The 17,969-nt window shown below is 72.1% G+C and carries 14 protein-coding genes and 1 pseudogene; 12 read left to right on the forward strand and 3 right to left on the reverse strand.

Annotated elements, in window-relative coordinates; all coding sequences use genetic code 11:
• Nucleotides 1-16 precede the first annotated feature (16 nt).
• From ABZV42_RS29375 to ABZV42_RS29390, 4 genes and pseudogenes are all read left to right on the forward strand, one after another.
• The gene (locus ABZV42_RS29375; protein ID WP_356054356.1) at nt 17-1,732 is read left to right on the forward strand and encodes a serine/threonine-protein kinase; all 1,716 of its coding nucleotides are present in this window, start codon (nt 17-19) and stop codon (nt 1,730-1,732) included.
• Between the two features lie 203 nt (nt 1,733-1,935).
• A complete protein-coding gene (locus ABZV42_RS29380) occupies nt 1,936-2,811 on the forward strand; it encodes an oxygenase MpaB family protein (RefSeq protein WP_355984927.1) in 876 nt (291 codons plus the stop codon).
• Nucleotides 2,812-2,870: 59 nt separating this feature from the next.
• On the forward strand, nt 2,871-3,464 hold the full coding sequence (locus tag ABZV42_RS29385; RefSeq protein WP_355985016.1) for an amino acid permease: 594 nt from the start codon (nt 2,871-2,873) through the stop codon (nt 3,462-3,464).
• Nucleotides 3,457-3,732 (forward strand): annotated as a pseudogene (locus tag ABZV42_RS29390) (L,D-transpeptidase); the annotation flags it as partial. The gene ABZV42_RS29385 and the pseudogene ABZV42_RS29390, both read left to right, overlap by 8 nt.
• A 136-nt stretch (nt 3,733-3,868) precedes the next feature.
• On the opposite strand, the gene ABZV42_RS29395 reads toward ABZV42_RS29390, so the two are convergent.
• From ABZV42_RS29395 to ABZV42_RS29405, 3 genes are all read right to left on the reverse strand, one after another.
• Nucleotides 3,869-5,932 (reverse strand): prolyl oligopeptidase family serine peptidase, encoded by a 2,064-nt coding sequence (locus tag ABZV42_RS29395; RefSeq protein WP_356054359.1) that lies wholly within the window; start codon nt 5,930-5,932, stop codon nt 3,869-3,871.
• Between the two features lie 161 nt (nt 5,933-6,093).
• Complete coding sequence (gene lysA, locus ABZV42_RS29400) at nt 6,094-7,479, reverse strand: diaminopimelate decarboxylase (RefSeq protein WP_355984931.1); 1,386 nt, start codon at nt 7,477-7,479, stop codon at nt 6,094-6,096.
• A 4-nt stretch (nt 7,480-7,483) separates the two neighbouring features.
• Nucleotides 7,484-8,119 (reverse strand): XRE family transcriptional regulator, encoded by a 636-nt coding sequence (locus ABZV42_RS29405; protein WP_355984933.1) that lies wholly within the window; start codon nt 8,117-8,119, stop codon nt 7,484-7,486.
• Nucleotides 8,120-8,337: 218 nt separating this feature from the next.
• On the opposite strand from ABZV42_RS29405, the gene ABZV42_RS29410 reads away from it, so the two are divergent.
• From ABZV42_RS29410 to ABZV42_RS29445, 8 genes are all read left to right on the forward strand, one after another.
• The gene (locus ABZV42_RS29410; RefSeq protein WP_355984935.1) at nt 8,338-9,351 is read left to right on the forward strand and encodes an SIS domain-containing protein; all 1,014 of its coding nucleotides are present in this window, start codon (nt 8,338-8,340) and stop codon (nt 9,349-9,351) included.
• Nucleotides 9,352-9,479: 128 nt separating this feature from the next.
• Nucleotides 9,480-10,853 carry a M20/M25/M40 family metallo-hydrolase gene (locus tag ABZV42_RS29415; RefSeq protein WP_355984937.1) on the forward strand — a complete coding sequence of 458 codons (1,374 nt, stop codon included), beginning with the start codon at nt 9,480-9,482 and terminating at the stop codon, nt 10,851-10,853.
• A 272-nt stretch (nt 10,854-11,125) separates the two neighbouring features.
• Nucleotides 11,126-12,970: an ABC transporter substrate-binding protein gene (locus ABZV42_RS29420; RefSeq protein WP_356054361.1), complete on the forward strand. Its 1,845-nt coding sequence runs from the start codon at nt 11,126-11,128 to the stop codon at nt 12,968-12,970.
• Nucleotides 12,971-12,973: 3 nt separating this feature from the next.
• Nucleotides 12,974-14,032: an ABC transporter permease gene (locus ABZV42_RS29425; RefSeq protein WP_355984940.1), complete on the forward strand. Its 1,059-nt coding sequence runs from the start codon at nt 12,974-12,976 to the stop codon at nt 14,030-14,032.
• Nucleotides 14,029-14,982, forward strand: coding sequence for an ABC transporter permease (locus ABZV42_RS29430; protein WP_356054363.1), 954 nt, complete (start codon nt 14,029-14,031; stop codon nt 14,980-14,982). Before ABZV42_RS29425 ends, ABZV42_RS29430 begins: the two co-directional genes overlap by 4 nt.
• Complete coding sequence (locus tag ABZV42_RS29435) at nt 14,979-16,064, forward strand: ABC transporter ATP-binding protein (protein ID WP_356054365.1); 1,086 nt, start codon at nt 14,979-14,981, stop codon at nt 16,062-16,064. Before ABZV42_RS29430 ends, ABZV42_RS29435 begins: the two co-directional genes overlap by 4 nt.
• Nucleotides 16,061-17,089 carry an ABC transporter ATP-binding protein gene (locus ABZV42_RS29440; RefSeq protein WP_355984946.1) on the forward strand — a complete coding sequence of 343 codons (1,029 nt, stop codon included), beginning with the start codon at nt 16,061-16,063 and terminating at the stop codon, nt 17,087-17,089. Before ABZV42_RS29435 ends, ABZV42_RS29440 begins: the two co-directional genes overlap by 4 nt.
• A 77-nt stretch (nt 17,090-17,166) precedes the next feature.
• Nucleotides 17,167-17,940: a hypothetical protein gene (locus tag ABZV42_RS29445; RefSeq protein WP_356054367.1), complete on the forward strand. Its 774-nt coding sequence runs from the start codon at nt 17,167-17,169 to the stop codon at nt 17,938-17,940.
• Nucleotides 17,941-17,969 lie beyond the last annotated feature (29 nt).

Raw genomic sequence — 17,969 nt, forward strand, 5'->3', positions numbered from 1 at the left:
TCGTAGGCTTCCGGCCATGAACGAGGGTGATTCCGGCAGACGGGTCATAGAGGGGCGCTTCGAGCTGGAGACGCGGCTCGGTGGCGGTGGCATGGGCACGGTGTGGCGTGCACGCGATCTGGTCCTTGACCGGGCCGTGGCGCTCAAGGAGGTACGGCCGCCTGATCCGGGTCTTGCCGAGTACGACCCGCAGGGCGCGGCCATGCTCCGGGCCCGAGTACTGCGCGAGGCACGGGCGTTGGCTCGCGTCGATCACCCCAATGTGGTGACCATCCACCACGTGGTGGACGGCGGGGAGTACGTCTACCCGTGGCTGGTCATGGAACTGGTGACCGGCGGATCACTTCAGGACCGGCTGGAGAAGGGGCCGTTGGCGCCCGCCGACGCCGCCCGGCTGGGTCGCGAGGTGCTGGCCGCGCTGCGTGCCGCGCACGATGTCGGCATCCAGCACCGGGACGTGAAACCCGCCAACGTGCTGATGAGACCCGACGGGCGTCCCGTCCTCACCGACTTCGGCATCGCGACCATCAGGGACTCGTCCGCCCTGACCGCGACCGGGTCGATCATCGGCACGCCCGACTACATGGCACCCGAGCGCATCTCCGGCGGCGAGGGCGGGCCGGGCTCCGATCTCTGGTCGCTGGCGATGATGCTGTACGTCGCCGTCGAGGGACATCACCCGCTGCGCAGGGGAACCACGCTCGCCACGCTGGCGGCCATGCTGAGCGAGCAGCTTCCGCCACCCGCCCGAGCCGGAGTCCTGACCGGGTTCCTGAACGCCGCCCTCGTCAAGAACCCGGCCGACCGGGCGGACGCGAAGACCGCGGACCGGCTGCTCGCGGAAGCGATCGAGGGCGGCAGCACGGTTCCAAGTGCTCCCGCCGGGGCGGACGGGGCCACGTCGTACTGGCTGGCACCTCCGCCGGGTCCAACGCCCGTACCCCCCGCCCCGGTTGGGTCCGGGCCGCCCCCCGGATTCGGGCCACCGGCCGGCTTCGGGCCAGCCTCGGGCTTCGGCTCGCCGACTCCGTACCCGGCGGGCCCCACCCGGCCGACGTCGGCACGGCCGGGCAACCGTGCGAAGAGCCGCATCGCGATCGCCTCGTCCGTCGTCGGGACCGTGTTGGCGGGAGTCCTGGTGTGGACCCTGCTGCCGGACGGAGGCGACAAAGACAGCGGAAAGCCCTCCGATTCAGCCGGCGCGACCTCCTCGACCAGGACGACGGACACTACGCGCACACCGTCCCGCTCGACCCCGGCGCCGCAGGCCGACGCGAAGACGGATCTGCTCACCCCCGCCGGCATCCGGACGGCGGTGAAGGAGATCAAGGCCGCGACCGGCACGGATCGCGCCTGCGACCTCACGGTCTATCCGACGTATGTCTCCGCGGACATCATGGTCAAGGGCAGCGACACCAAGTACGACAGCTACAGCTACCGCCCGGGCCAGGGCGTCGAGAAGGGCATCATCAGCAGCGCGATCATCGGCGGCGAACGCCCCTTCAGTCTCGACAGCTTCGACTGGGACGTCCTTCCCACCCTGCTGAAGCGGGCGAAGAAGGACCTGAACGTACAGCGGCCGACCATGCGTTACGTCCTTGTCCGCCCTGCCGACGACACGTTCGACACCCCGCTGGGACTGGCTGTCTATCTCGCCGACGACCACGTCACCGGCTATCTGGACGCCGACCTGAAGGGCAAGGTGACCCGGGTGATGCCGGCCCAGGACTGAGCGGCCCGTCGGCCGAGACCGACGGCGTGGTCGACGAAGGTCGCCCCGGTCCGGGTCCACGGTGGGGTCGGAGCCTCGGAAGCGGACGTCATCGATGGAGGGGGACGTGCGGGGCGTATCGTCGAGTGCGGGGAATCTACAAAAGCTACTGGCTTGTCCACCGGGGGCGTCGACACTCCGGAGGAACGAAGGACGGGGGCACCATGCCAGGCCTGCCGAAAGCAGCCGAACCCGGTGGCGCGGCCCGTACGCCGCCGCCCGAGCCGGTCCCGTTCGCACCGGGATCCGTCCTGTGGGACCTCACGGGCGACGTACGGATGCTGTTCGCCCTGCCCGCCGCTCTGGTGCTCCAGGTCGCGCACCCGGCCGTCGGTGCCGGCGTCGACGAACACTCGGTCTTCCGGACCGACCCCTGGGGCCGCGCGCGGCGCTCGCTGGACTCGCTGCAACTGTGGGTCTACGGCGGCGAGCAGTCCCTGGAGGAAGGACGCCGGCTGCGGCACCTGCACAAGACGATCTCGGGCACGGACCGTCACGGCCGGGCCTATCACGCCCTGACCCCGGCCTACTACGCCTGGGTCCACGCCACCGCCTACCCGGTCTTCCTGCGGGCGGCGGAGTATCTCTCCCGCCCCTTGGACGAGGACGAACAGCGCCGCCTCTACGACGAACTCCTGCGACTCGGTGACATTCTCGGCATCCACCGCCGTGACATGCCGCCCACGCCTGAGGCGTACTGGCGGTACTTCGATTCGATGGTCCACGACGAGCTGGAGGCGACGGCCGTCGTCCAAGAACTCCTCGACCCGCACCGCCCCGTCGCGCTCCCGGACGGATCACCGGCCCTTCTCCGCCGCCTCTGGCCCCTGTTGCGCCCGCCGCTGGCGCGGTTGAACGTCTTCGTCACGACCGGCCTGCTGCCGCCCTCGGCGCGGAAGCGGCTCGGCCTGACGTGGAGCGCCCGGGACGAGCGCCGGCTGCGCCGCTTCGGGGTGCTCGTACGCAGGACCGTCCCGCTGCTCCCGGAGCGGCTGCGCTACCTCCCCTACGCCTACGCCGCGCGCCGCTCGGCTGCCTGACTCCCTTCCCTCAGAGCGCCCGCGTGGCGGTGACGAGGGCCTTCGGAGCATCCTGGGCGATGTGGTGTGCCGACTCGATCAGGCCGCTCTCGCCAGCCGGTCGCCCGCCCAAGGCTGATCGCCGCGAGGGGCCGGCGGCGGCCCGGCCTCGACGAACCGCCAAGGCCCAGGGCGACCTCGTGTTCGGCATCTCGCAGCAGTTCGCCGGGCACACGCTGACGGTGCTGCTGTCGGTCGCCGTGGTGGCAGGCATGTTCGCCTCGCAGCTCTCCCTGCACAACGCCACCGCCCGCTACATGTTCGCGCTGGGCCGCGAGCGGATGCTGCCTTCCTGGGTCGGTGCGAGCCACCCTCGGCCGCGCACCCCCAGCCGAGCCGGCCTGGTGCAGACCGTGTTCAGCGCGGTGGTGCCGGCGGTGTTCGCCCTGCTCGGGCTGGACCGCTACCTGTCCATGGCCACCATCGCCACCGGCCTCGGCGCCATGGGCACCGTGCTTCTCCAGGCGGGCGCGGCGGCGGCGATCGTCGCCTACTTCTGGCGTCGCCGCGAGCAGACCGGGCCGGCCACCATCATCGTGACCGCTGTCTCCTGCTGCGTGTTCGTGGCTCTGACGGTGCTGATCCTGCTCAACTTCAAGCTGTTGAGGGCGTGACGCCCAGGAGACACGACCTGGCCGGCACTCCATCCACCTGCGCAACCGGGATCAGGTGTCCACGATCCATGACCGCGCTCCGATGCCGTACTGCCAGTTCTTCGACGGCGGACAAGCCTTGCACGGCCACCCCGGAGACCTCTACGACGGCGGGGGCTCGGCAGGATGCGTCGGCCTCACCGTGGCCGACGCGGCCACACTCCGGGACCTCCTCGGCATCGGCGACAGCATCCACGTATGGGGCGTCAAGCCCGGCACCGGTTCTTGACGGCGGAGGTCGCCCGGCAAGGCCACGAGCCCGGGCCAAGGCCCGGGCTCGTGACGAACGGCCGCCGCGACCGTTTCGCGTTCCCTTGGGAGAAGGACCGCGAAGACGACAACGCGGGAGGCCGACGCCGGGGCGGTCAGCGGTCGTCGGGGTCCGCCGGTACGTCGGGGGCGATGTGGGCGCCGAGGACCTCGCGGTACAGGGCGACCTCGGCGAGCAGGGAGCGGCGGACGCTGTCCGCCTTGCGGAAGCCGTGGCCCTCGCCCTCGAAGAGGAGGAAGCGGTGCCACACGCCTCGTTGGGCGAGGTGGTCCACGATCCGGGTGGCCTGGTCCGGGCGGCAGATGAAATCGTCGGCGCCCTGGAGCATCACCAGCGGTGCGGTGATGCGGTCGGCGTTGCCCGCGGGCGAGACCTTGTCGAAGCGGGCCCGGTCCTCGGGCAGGACGCCGACCAGGGTGTCGACGTAACGGGACTCGAAGTCGTGGGTCTGCTCGGCCCGCCAGCTCGCCGGGTCGCTGATGGGGTAGTAGACGGTGCCCGCACAGAAGGCGTCGGTGTGGGCCAGGCAGGCCAGGGTGGTCCAGCCTCCGGCCGAGCCGCCGCGCACGGCCGTACGGCCCGGATCGGCCAGGCCCTCGGCGGCCAGGGCACGGGCGACGGTGACGCAGTCCTCCACGTCGACGACGCCCCACTGTCCGCGCAGGCGGTCGCGGTAGGCCCTGCCGTAGCCGGTTGAACCGCCGTAGTCGACGTCGGCGACCACGAAGCCACGGCTGGTGAAGAAGGAGTACTCCAGGTCGGCGGTGACACCGCTGGTGCTGGTCGGACCGCCGTGCACCTGCACCAGCAGCGGCGGGAGTTCGCCGCGGGGTGCGGTGGCGGTGGGGTTGCTCGGGCGGTGCAGCACGTAGTGCACGGGGCGGCCCTGCGCGTCGTGCACGGTGCGTCGTTCGGGCAGCGGCTGCCACGCGGCCAGCGGGTCCTCGGACTTGGGCCTCACCCGCCGGGCCCCTCCGCCGCCGGGGGCCAGGGGCACCGACAACAGGGCGGAGCCGAGGGCGGGATCGGCAGCTCTGACCAGTGCCCGTTCGCCGTCCGACCACAGGTCGCCGTTGAACCTGCTCCAGCCGTCGGCGAGTTCGGTGAGGCTGCCGTCGTCGGGGCTCCAACGAGAGAGTTTCTGCTCTCCGTTGCCGTGCGGGAACACCACGCCGTGCGGCGACACGGCGAACCAGCTCGGGCCGACCCGCCAGACGGCGCCGGCGCAGTCCTCCTCCAGGGGAAGGACGTTGGTGATCTTCAACGCTTCCGGTGCGTCCGCGGCGAGGTCGACGCGGTGCAGGTTCCACCAGCCGTCCGGGTCGGCCATGGCGTAGAGGGTGTCGGGGTCCGCCCATTCCGCCTGGGAGACGGAGACCTCCGTACCGTCGTGACTGCCGCCGAGCAGGCGTACGGGCTCTGACGCCACGCCGTCGCGCAGCTCGGCGACCATCAACTCCGAGCTGTCCCAGGGCATGTGGGGGTGGTCCCAGCCGATCCAGACGAGCCGGCGGCCGTCCGGGCAGGGGCGGTGCCCGGAGAGGAAGTGGTGCGAGCGGGCGACCACGCGCAGGGCTTCGGGGTCGTCGGCGGCGGCACCCGACAGCGGCACGGCGACGATCTCGCGGACGGTGCGGGCGGCCGGGTCGGCGTCGTCCGGTCCGGTGGCGGCGCGGGTGGTCTCCCGCACGCACCACACCTCGGTCCCGTCCGGTGACGGCACCGGGTCGGCCCAGCAGGTCTCCCGGCCGGGCGGGTCCGCCGGGGTGAGCGGCACGGCCGCCGGGAACCCCGCGTCCCGTGCCGTCCCGATGCGGGGCACCTCCGCCCGGTGGAGCCGCTGGTCGCGGTGGTCGGTGAAGACAAGCAGGTGGCTGTCGGCGCCGGGCGAGGCCGGGCGCACCCAGTACGGCCTGCCGCCGTAGCCGAGGGAGCGGTTGCGCACCGAGACGCCGGGGGCGAGCACGGGCACGGTCTGCTCGTGGCCGGGCGCGTTGCGCAGCAGACGTACGGTGGCGGTGGCCGGGTCCGAGGCGCACCACCAGTTCTCCTCGCCGGCGCCGGAGGGCCAGGAGGTGGACCCGGAGGCGTCGGCGACGGCTTCGGCGGTGATCGGTGATGGCCAAGTGCCGTAGGGCAGTTGGGGCGTGCTGGGCATGGGATGACTCCGAGTGCGGGGCGGGCGGCGGGGGGCCTGGCCGGTTTCGGGACGGGCGGGAGCTCACGTTCGGATCACTCCGCGCTGCGCTCGCGGGCCGGTCAGGACGAAGACTTCGAGGACCCGGTCCGCCACGGGCGCGGCGGACCGGGTCGGCCGGGTCAGACGGCGTTCAGGTGCACCGGTTCGCCGTGGGCGTCGCGGCGGCGCAGGTCGTCCGGGGTCTCCCGGCGGACCATCAGGCGGGCCCGGCCGTCCCGTACGGCGACGACGGCGGGCCGGGGCTGGGCGTTGTAGTTGCTGGCCATGGCGTGGTGGTAGGCGCCGGTGGCGGGGACCGCGAGGAGATCGCCGGCGGCGATGTCGTCCGGCAGGGCGAGGTCGGGCACCACGACGTCCCCGCTCTCGCAGTGCCGGCCGACGACCACCGCGTGCACGGGCTCGCCCTCGGCGGTCCGGTTCGCGGTCCACGCGGTGTAGCGGGCCAGGTACAGGGAGGGCCGCAGGGCGTCGCTCATGCCGCCGTCGACGGAGACGAACCGGCGGTGCAGACCGTCCTTGACCAGGCCCACACGGTAGAGCGTCAGGCCGGCCGTGCCGATCATCGAACGGCCGGGTTCGACGGCGAGGCGGACCGGCGCCCCGGGCAGCGCCCGGTCCAGTCCGGCGCGCAGCGCGGTGGTGAAGTCGGCGGGCTCCAGGCGCGGCTGGCCCGGCAGATAGGGAATTCCGGCGCCGCCGCCGAGGTCGATCTCGTCCACCGTGATGCCGTGCCGCTCGGCGAGCGCGGCGACGAATGCGCCGACCCGTTCCGCGGCCAGTGTCAGCCCCTCGGTGGCGGTGATCTGTGAGCCTATGTGGGAGTGCACGCCGGCCAGCCGCAGCGCGGGGCGTGCGGCGACGGCGAGCACGGCGCGTTCGGCGTGGCCGCCCCGGACCGGGAAGCCGAACTTGACGTCGTCGCCGCCGGTGGCCATGTAGTCATGGGTCTCGGCGGCGACACCGGGGGTGATGCGGACGTATACGTCCTGGACCCGGCCGGCCGCCTGGGCGGCGGCCGCGAGCCGGTCGATCTCCTCCAGGCAGTCGACGACCACGACCCCGACGCGGTGTGCGACGGCGGCCTCCAGTTCGGCGACGGACTTGTTGTTGCCGTGGAAGACGATCCGGGCGGGGTCGAAGCCGGTGTCGGCGGCGAGCTGGAGCTCACCGCCGCTGCACACGTCCAGGTGCAGTCCCTCGGAGTCGACCCAGCGGACCATCTCCGCGCACAGGAACGCCTTGGAGGCGTAGTGCACCCGGTCCGCGCCGGATGCGCGCCAACTCCGGGCGCGGTGGCGGAAGTCGGCTTCGTCCACCACGTACAGCGCGGTGCCGCAGGCATCGGCCAGGTCGTCCAGGGCGACGCCGCCCACGTGCAGCCGGCCCTCGACCGTTCGGGCGGTCAGCGGCCACACCTCGGGGGCGGTCTCCGGGGAGGCCGCCGGGGCCAGTCCGTCGGGCAGCGGGGTCCTCGCGGAGGCGGGCAGGGATGCGGCGGTGGGCACGGGACTACTCCTCGGTGAGGACGACCAGCATCAGCAGGTCGTCGCTGGGGTCGGTGAAGTGGTGTTCGTCGGTGGCGGCGAAGTGACAGCTGTCGGCGCGGCGCAGCAGCCGGTCGGCGCCGCCCACCGACACCCGGCAGGAGCCGGCGAGGACGAGCGCGAACTCCTCGCCGGGGTGGGCCGTCGGGTGGTCGTGGTCGCCGAGGTCGGCGTGGAGCAGCCGGGCTCCGATCCGGCTCGCCCCGGGGGCCGTGAGGTCCCAGATGCCGTGGTGGCCTTCCGCCTGGGCGAGCAGCGGGGCCGGGGCGAAGCGCGGCGGGAAGCCCGGGGCGGCTGCGGGGGTGACCGGACCGGTGCCGCCGAGGAGTTCGGCCGGGGTGGCGCCGAGGGCGTCGGCGATCTGGCAGAGGGTGCGGACCGTGGGGTTGGCGGCCCCGGACTCCATCTGCGAGACGTAGGCCGGTGAGACGCCGGCCCGGGTCGCCACCGCGCTCAGGGTGAGCCCGGCCGCACGGCGGACACGGGCTACGGAGGCGGCGAGCACGTCGCCGGTGTCCGCGGAGTTGGGCGGCGCGCCACGGCCCGTGTCCGTGGGGTCGGTCTTTCCTGTCCTTCTGCCCGATTCGCCGTCGGGTTGCACGGAACCGTCCGTGGCGCGAAGCGAATTCTCTTCCGGGACGGGGGGATCGGCCGAAGAGTTTTCCGCGCCTGTGGCTCTTGACGAGGTCATGCGGCGACAGTAAGACTCACGCATCGCTTAGATCAAGCAATCTGACACCGACGTTTAACTGTCAGCAGAGATGCCGTTCAGCAGCCGGACCCACGGGTGTGGGCTGCCCTGAGCAGGAGGGGTGAGCAGTGACCGGACCGCTGGCGCCGACGCCGACCCTCGAGTTGCTGCGTGCGGCCGCCGCTCTGTGCGGCCCCGCCGCGCAGCGCCTGTTCGAGGTGCTGGCGGAGGACTACCCGGCCTCGCTGGAGCGCCGCCCCGGTCAACTGCTGAGGGCGGCGGACGCGAGCGCCGCGGACCTCGACGGACTGCTGGCGGCGGCCGGGGTCGCCTCCACCGACGACCTGCGACTGCTGGCGGCCCGCGAGAGCGGACTGCGGCTCGCCGAGCCGGATCTGCGGTTCACCAGCCGCGATCCGGAGTCAGAGCCGCGGGAGCGGTCGGCGCTGCGCCGGATGATCACCGCGGAGGAGGGCAACCTCCATCGCACGCTGGCCGATCTCCAGGCCAACGGCGCCCTGGAGCTGGCGGCCGCGGTCCTGCTCCAGGCCCGGCGGCGGTGGGTGCTCGGCGACCTGAAGTCGGCCGGGTACGCGTCGCTGCTGACCAGCGACCTCACCAGCAGCATGAGGGACGTGTTCCTGGTGCAGCCGGCGACGGGCGCGGCGGTCAACGCGATCAGCGACGCGCACGCGGACGACGTCCTGGTCGCGTTCAGTTTCCGCAACTACAGCGGGCTGACGGTGGACGTGGCCCGGGAGTTCCACGCGCTGGGCGCTTCGGTGATCGCGCTGACCGACAGCTACACCAGTCCGGTCTGTGCCTTCGCCTCGCATGTCCTGGCGGTGGACACCCGCAGCGAGTCGCCGCACCACTCGCCCACGGCGGTGGCGGCGGTGGCCCATGTGCTGGCGGCGCTGGCCGCCGCGGGCGCCAAGGGTGCGGCCCGGCGCAGCCGGCGCCGAGCCGAGGTCTTCCGCTCCCTGGGCAGCTACGGCCTCGGGCAGACGCCGTCCGCCGCGGGTGAGACGGGCGGCGCGCCGGATCTCCCAGGACCCGCCGCCGGGATTCCCGGCGCCCGTGTCACGGACCCCGCCGACTTACCCGCGGCAGCCGGCAACGAGCTCCCGCCCGCGCGGTGACCGCTCCGCCCCTGCGTCCTCTCCCGTCCCGCCTGTTCCCCGTTTCCGCGAGTCCGTCTCGCTGAGCCATCGACGGCAGAGGCCCCGTCCTCACGCCCTGCCGCCGGGAAAGCAAGTGGTTCCTCTCCATGAACGACCCCTCCCTCTACCAGGACGGCGGCGCACTCTCCCCCGCCGAGGACGCCGCACTGATCTCCGAAGTCACCGAGCTGTGCGCCCGGTTGATCCGTTTCGACACCAGCAACTACGGCGGTGGAGACTCCCGTGGTGAGCGGGAGGCGGCCGAGTGGACCGCGGGACTGCTTGCCGAGTCCGGCTACGAGCCGGTGGTACTGGAAGCCGCGCCGGGCCGGGCCAGCACCGTGGTCCGCATCCCCGGCGAGGACCGCGACGCCCCGGCGCTGCTGGTCCACGGTCACCTGGACGTGGTTCCGGCCGAGCCCGCCGACTGGAGCTTCGACCCGTTCTGCGGGGAGATACGTGACGGCGTGATCCTCGGTCGCGGGGCGCTGGACATGAAGGACATGGACGCGATGATGCTCGCGGCCGCCCGGTCCTGGGCGCGCCGCGGGGTCAGGCCGGCGCGCGACGTCGTGATGGCGTTCGTCGCGGACGAGGAGGACACCGGCGAGCTGGGGGCGGGCTTCCTCGTCGACCGGCACGCGGACCTCTTCGAGGGCGTGACCACCGCGATCGGCGAGTCCGGCGGCTACTCGCTCCATCTGCCCGACGCCTCCCGGCTCTACCCGATCGCCGTCGGTGAGCGCGGCAGCGCCTGGATGAACCTGACGGCGCACGGCGCGGCGGGCCACGGCTCCCGGCCCGGCCCGGACAACGCTGTCGCCACCCTGGCCGCCACCCTCGCCGCACTGGCCGCGCACCGCTGGCCGGTGCAGATCGTGCCGGCGGTGGCCGCCCTGCTGGAGGGGCTCTCCGCCCATCTGGGCGTCACGGTCGACCCGGCCGACCCCGCCTCCCTCGCGCAGCTGGGCGAGGCGGCCAAGCTGGTCGAGGCCACCGTCGCCAACACGCTCAACCCGACCATGATGAAGGCGGGTTACAAGCACAACGTCATTCCGAGCGAGGCGACGGCCGGCGTGGACGGCCGGATCCTGCCCGGCGCGGAGGAGGACTTCTTCGCGACCGTGGACTCCCTGCTCGGCGAGAAGGTCTCGCGCTCCTTCCACAGTTTCGCGGCGCCGGTCTTCGCGGACCACACCTCGGCCGAGTTCGCGGCGATGGCGGCGGCGCTGCGCCGGGCCGACCCTCAGGCGCTGGTGCTGCCGTTCATCATGTCGGGCGGCACCGACGCCAAGGCGTTCGCCCGACTGGGCATCCAGTGCTACGGCTTCGGCCCCGGCCTGACCCCGCCCGGCTTCGACGCGTGGCGGTATGTGCACGGCGTCGACGAGCAGGTCCTCGTCAGCAGCCTGGAGTTCGGCGTACGGGTGCTGGAGGACTTCCTGCGCACCGGCACCGGGCCCCACAAGGCGGAGCGGTGAGCGCCCCGCACCTCCGCTGAACCCCTCGCGGGCCGCCAACGGCGCCGCGGACCGGCCCCTCCCCCGCTCGCCAGAGCCCTACCACCCCACCACACGCAAGTCCATATGCATGCATGCACCAATGCATGAACCAATGTATGCGCCAATAAATGCACCGCACAGCCACCGTCACGCCGTACGGCCCGTCCCCGGGTCCGCGGCGCAGCGGCCCTCGCACCACCCTCCCGCCCCTTCGCGGCCCCGCGCCGCCGGCACTCCAGGAGAAGTTCACGATGACCAAGCCCACCGCTGTGCGCAGAACCGGCCGCAAGGCCGCCGCACTGGCCACGTCACTGCTGCTCGGTACCGCCGCGGGCCTCGCCGCCGCGCCGACCGCCTCGGCCGCCGACGGCGGCGGTACCCTGCGGATGCCGATCACCGGCATCGGCATCGACTCCCTCAACCCGTTCCTGGCCTACTTCGCGGGCAGCCTGGACGTGTTCGCCGGCATCTACCCGGCGCTGGACAGGGTCGAGCAGGACGGCACCGTCAAGCCGTACCTGGCGGACTCCTGGACGACCTCCAGCGACAAGCTCACCTGGACCTTCAAGATCCACAAGGGTCTGAAGTGGAGTGACGGCAAGCCGATCACGGCCGAGGACGCCGCCTGGACGTTCAACCTGATCATGAGCAACTCCACGGCGGCCACCGCCAACGGGTCCCTGGTGAGCAACTTCGCGTCGGTCACCGCGCCGGACGCCACCACGCTGATCGTGAAGACCAAGAAGCCGCAGGCCACCATGTTGTCGGTCAGCATCCCGGTCTCGGGCATCCCGATCGTGCCGAAGCACATATGGGAATCCCACGTCACGGATCTGAAGAGCTACAAGAACGACAGCTTCCCGATCGTCGGTTACGGCCCGTGGACCCTGACGGCCTACAAGCCCGAGCAGTACGCCAAGTTCGACGCGAACAAGGACTTCGTCCTCGGAGCGCCCAAGTACGACCACATGATCCAGCAGTCGTTCAAGAACACGGACGCCGCGGTGGCGGCGCTGCGCTCGGGGCAGCTCGACTACGTCAGCGGCCTCAACCCCACGCAGTACCAGGCCCTGAAGGGCCAGTCCGGCATCAAGGCGTACGAGCAGGTCGGCAACCGCTGGAGCGGCATCGAGGTCAACGGCGGCGCCCGTACCCGCGACGGCAAGAAGATCGGCACCGCTCACCCGGCCCTCGCCGACACCAAGGTCCGTGAGGCGCTGGCGCTCGCCATCGACCGGGCCACGATCGTGAAGAAGGTCCGTAACGGCCTCGCGGAGGTCGGCGCGAGCTACCTGCCGCAGTCCCTGCCGCAGTTCGCGTGGCAGCCCTCCGACTCGGAGAAGTTCGGCTTCGACCCCGACAAGGCCAACTCCGTGCTGGACGCGGCCGGTTACAAGAAGGGCTCCGACGGGGTCCGGGTCGACCCGAAGTCGAAGCGCAAGCTGGAGTTCCGGCTCGGCATCCACTCCGACGACGACGCCGACGCCAAGGTCTCCACCTATCTCGCCGGCTGGTTCAAGGAGATCGGCGTCAAGGCCGACATCGAGTCGATGAGCTCCTCGAAGCTCAACGCCGACCTGGCGAAGGGCGACTGGGACATCCTGATGGACTCCTGGTCCACCGGCCCCGACCCGACGTACCTGCTCGGCATCCAGACCTGCTCGGCGCTGCCCGACAGCAAGGGCGAGGGCGGCAGCACCGACTCGTTCTTCTGCGACAAGAACTACGACGACCTGTTCCTGCGTCAGCAGAGCGCCTTCGACGACAAGGAGCGCGCGGATCTGCTCCGGCAGATGCAGGCCATCCTGTACAAGGCCAACGAGAACATCATGATCTACAACGCCAGCGGCCTCGCGGCCTACCGCACCGACCACGTGGGCGGCATGGTGACCGGCCAGGCGAACTCCGCCGGTGCCTACCCCGCGCAGTTCTCCTTCGACCAGTACCTGCACGCGGCCCCGGCCAAGGCATCGTCGTCCTCCTCGGGCGGCAACTCCGGCACCATGATCGGCGTCTCTGCGGCCGTCGTGGTCGTGCTGGCCGCCGGCGGAGTGTTCATGGCCCGCCGCCGCTCCTCCTCCGACGACCGCGAGTAGACCGTGTCAGACATCATCGACGTCGCAAGCACCACCGCGGCGAAGAGCAGTGCCGGCGCCCTTGGCGGGCGCCGGTCCGGCTCGGGATTCGCACGCTACCTGGCCACGAAGCTGGTGGCCGCGGCCGTCAGCTTCCTGGCCACGCTCGTCATCGGCTTCGTCCTGTTCAGCCTGATGCCGGCCGACCCGGTGCAGTCCATCACCCGCGGCCGGCCGACCAGCGACGCGCAGATGGCGCAGCTGCGCCGTCAGCTCGGCCTGGACCAGTCGGTGCCGGAACGCTTCTTCCACTTCGTCACCGACACACTTTCCGGACGCCTGGGCACCTCTTGGGAGTTCCAGCAGCCGGTCAGCTCCCTCATCGGTGACCGGCTATGGCCGACCCTGCTGCTGATGGGCACCGCCACCGTCATCTCGGTGGCGCTCGGCCTCTGGCTGGGCGTCAGGTCCGGCTGGCGGCAGGGGAGCTGGCTCGACCGGATCGCCACCGGCGCCTCGCTGACGCTGTGGTCGGTGCCGACCTTCTGGCTGGGCATGATCCTGCTGATCACCTTCAGTGTCGGCATCGGTCCGCTCCCGGGCTTCCTGCCCGCGGGCGGAATGAGCGACCCGGCGATCACCGGCGGCCTGGACCATGTCCTCGACGTGGCCAAGCACCTGGTCCTGCCCTGCCTGACCATGATCCTGGTGGTCTTCGCCCAGTACGTCGCCGTCATGCGCTCGTCGATCATCGACGAGCTGGGCAGCCCGTACCTGCTCACCGCGCGGGCCAAGGGCCTGCGTGACGACGACGTACGGCGCAGGCACGCGCTGCCCAACGCCCTGTTGCCGTCGGTCACCATGATCTTCATGCACCTGGGCACGGTGCTCGGCGGTGCCATCACCGTGGAGACCGTGTACTCCTGGCCGGGCCTGGGCCAGCTCAGCTACCAGGCCCTGAAGGTGCCCGATCTGCCGCTGCTCCAGGGCACGTTCATCGTCTTCAGCGCGTCGGTGATCCTCATGAACCTCCTCGCCGACGTCATCTACCGCTTCCTCGACCCACGGGTGCGTGCCCAGTGACCCACCACGAACCCCTCACCGAGGCCGTCACCCCGCCGCCGGCGGAGGCCGACCCCGCTCCGCCGGTCGCACCGGCCGCGTCGAAGCCGCGCCGCAACGGACTCGCCGGCTTCGTCCGCTCCTTCGTCCGCATCCGATCCGGCGTGGCCGGCCTCGGCATCCTGGTCGTGTTCGGCCTGCTGGCCGTCTGCGCGCCGCTGTTCATCTCGGACAACGACCTCGACGTCATCAAGGTCGACGGACCCTCCCTGCACGCCCCGACCGGCGGCTACCCGCTCGGCACGGACCAGGAGGGACGCTCCATCCTGCTGCTGGTCATCTGGGGCGCGCGCTCCTCTTTGTCCATCGGCCTGATGGCGACGGTGCTGACCGTGGTGCTCGGCAGCACGGTCGGCCTGGTCGCCGGGCACTACGGCGGCTGGACCGGCAAGGCGCTGATGCACCTGACCGACTGGTTCATCGCGCTGCCCAGCCTGCCGCTGGCCATCTCGCTGTCGGCGGTGATCGGGCAGGGCACCGCCTCCATCACCATCGCCATCGCGGTCACCAGCTGGTCCTCCACGGCCCGGCTGGTGCGGGCGCAGACCCTGGCGGTGGAGGCGAAGCCGTTCATCGAACGGGCCAGAGCGCTCGGCGCGGGCGGGCCGCAGGTGATGCTGCGGCACGTCCTGCCGAACGTCACCCCGCTGATCCTGGTCTCCTCCACGCTGACGGTGGCCTCGGCGATCCTCTCCGAGGCGACCCTGACCTTCCTCGGTCTGGGCGACCCGACGGGCATCTCCTGGGGCGCGATGCTCAACTCTGCGCTGAGCGGCGGCGCCGTCACCTCCGGCGCCTGGTGGTACCTGTACCCGCCGGGCGTCGCCATCCTGATCGTCGTCCTCGGCTTCACCCTGACCGGCCGCGCCGTGGAGACCATTCTCAACCCGAGGTCGGTGAAGACACGTTGAACGCGCTGCTGGAGGTCAAGGACCTCACAGTCACCTATCGCAGCGGCGATCGCACGGTGCCGGCCGTGCGCGGAGTGAACCTCACCCTGGACGCCGGGCAGACGCTCGGCCTGGCCGGCGAGTCCGGATCGGGCAAGTCCACGCTGGCGATGAGCCTGCTGCGGCTGCTGCCGGCCGCCGCCGAGGTCACCGGCCAGGTGCTCTACCAGGGCGAGGACCTGCTCACCGCCAAGTGGAGCCGGATACGCGCGGTGCGCTGGGCAGAGGCCTCCGTGGTCTTCCAGGGCGCGATGACCGCGCTCAACCCGGTGCACACCATCGGCGACCAGCTCGTCGAGCCGATCCTGCTGCACGGCCGCAAGGCCGGCGAGGAGGGCGGCCGCATCACCGACAAGCAGGCCCGCGCCCGCGCGGGCGAACTGCTGGAGTCGGTGGGCGTCCCGGCGCGCCGGATGCGCAGCTATCCGCACGAGTTCTCCGGCGGCCAGCGCCAGCGCATCATGATCGCGATGGCGCTGGCCTGCCGGCCGAAGCTGATCATCGCGGACGAGCCGACGACGGCGCTGGACGTGATGGTGCAGGCCCAGATCCTGGACCTGCTGTCGGACCTGGTGCGAGACGAGGGCATCGGCGTCATCATGATCAGCCACGACCTGTCCGTCCTCGGCCAGATGTGCGACCGGCTGGCCGTGATGTACGCCGGTGAACTGGTCGAGTCCGGCCCGTCCAGGCAACTCCTGGACGACCCGCGACACCCCTACACCCGGGCGCTGTCCCGCGCCTTCCCCACCATCGGCGACCCCGCCTCCCGCAGGGCGCCGGCCGGCCTGCCCGGCGACCCGCCCGACCCGGCCGCCCTCGGCGCCGGCTGCGCGTTCGCGGCGCGCTGCCCCGACGCGCACGAGGTCTGCCAGGACACACCCGCACGTCTGGTCCCGGCCGGCCCCGGCCGGCTGTCGGCGTGCCTCAGGGTGCTGCCCGGCTTCCCCGACGTCTCCTCGGGCGGGCTCGAACGCTCCTCGGACGGCCCCACCCCCTCCCCCGACCTGCCCGAACCCTCTGCGGAAGGAGCCCGCTCATGACCGCCACCACCACCGGCACGGTCACCGCCCCCACCGCGGCCGCGGCACCCGCGCTGGAGGTCCGCGACCTTCACATCGCCTATCCGCCCCGGGCCGGCCGCGGCCCCGCCCGGGCGGTGGACGGCGTCGACCTCGAACTGGGACGCGGCGAGATCCTCGCGCTGATCGGCGAATCCGGCTGCGGCAAGTCCACCCTGGCCCGCGCGCTGACCGGGCTGGTGAAACCCACGTCCGGCCAGGTGCTGTGCGACGGCGAGCCGCTGCGCTACACGAGCGCCGCGCTCAAGGCACACCGCCGCAAGGTCCAGTTCGTCCTCCAGGACCCCGGCGGCGCGCTGAACCCGCGGCAGAACGTCTTCGACGCCGTCGCCGAGGGACCCCGGCTGCACCGGATGAAGGCCGGCCTCGAACAGCGGGTGCACACCGCGCTCTCCCAGGCCGGGCTGCGGCCTCCGCAACAGTTCCTGTCGCGGTTCCCGCACGAGATGTCCGGCGGCCAGCAGCAGCGCGTCGTGATCGCGGGCGCGCTGGCGCTCGAGCCCTCCGTGATCGTCGCCGACGAGCCGGTGGCCTCCCTTGACGCCTCGGTGCGCGGCGAGATCCTGAAGCTGGTCCTCGACCTGCGCCGCGATCTCGGCCTGTCCTCCCTGGTGGTCAGTCACGACCTGGGCCTGGCCTGGAACATCGCCGACCGGGTGGCGGTGATGTACCTGGGCCGGATCGTCGAGGTCGGCACCGTCGAGGAGGTCCTGCTCGCGCCCCAGCACCCGTACACCAAGGCGCTCCTTTCCGTGGTGTCCGCCGAGGCCGCGCGCGGCGGGCGGCCGCAGCTGCTCCAGGGCGAGCCGCCGGACCCGACGGCCGTTCCCGACGGCTGCCGGTTCCACCCGCGCTGCCCGCTGTGGGCCGGCCTCGACGAAGCGGGCCGCGCGGAGGCGGGCTGCGACCGGCGGACGCTGCCGGTGCTGCCGGCGCAGGCGCCGACAGGCGGTCAGGCAGCGTGTCACCTCGCGAGCGTGTCGTGAGGTCGACGGCGCCGCCGAGGCCGGCGGCCCGGACCCGTCCGGGCCCGCCGCTGGTCGTGCGGGACGTGGACGGCCCCGTGGAGATGGCCGACTGCGTCGCGCTGTACGAGCGTGTCATGGGGCTGCGTCCCGACGACGGCAGCCTCAACCCCCGTCTGCTCACCGCCCTCCAGCACAACAGCGGGCTGGTCATCGGCGCCTATCTCGGCGACGAACTGGTGGGATTCACCTACAGCTTCCTCGCCCTCGAGCACGGCGCGGACGGACACGGCCCGCGCCTGTACCAGTACTCGCAGCTCGCCGTGGTGGCGGACGAGCGCCAGGGCCTCGGCATCGGACGACTCCTCAAGCTCGGCCAGCGGGACCGCTGCCTCGCGCAGGGCACCACACTGATCCGCTGGGCGTACGACCCGTTGCAGACCCGCAACGCCCACTTCAACCTGGACGTGCTCGGCGCGGTCGTCGACGCCTTCAAGCCCGCCCTGTACGGCACCTCCGGTTTCGGAGCCGCCACCGGTGAACCCACCGACCGTTTCATCGTCTCCTGGGACCTGAACGGCCCGGCACGGCCCGCCGCGCCCGCACCCGGTCCGCCACCCGGCGGCCACCACCCCGGCGAGGTGTACGACGACGGCGACGACCGGATCGTGGTCCTGCCCGACGACTGGCACCGGCTGCGGGCCGAGACCGGTCCGGACCACGCGGCCCGGCTGCGCGGCCGGCTCAGCCACACGTTCGCCCGGCTGCTCACCGACCGCACGGCCGTCTCCTGCGTACGCCTGCCCGACGGCCTCGCCGCGTACCGCTTCGTCCCCCGGCCCGCCGCACACGCCACGATCCCCCGCCCCTGACCGGGCCCCGCACGGCAGGACAACCCACA

The sequence above is a fragment of the Streptomyces sp. NPDC005281 genome (genome assembly GCF_040607495.1).
Lineage (GTDB): Bacteria > Actinomycetota > Actinomycetes > Streptomycetales > Streptomycetaceae > Streptomyces.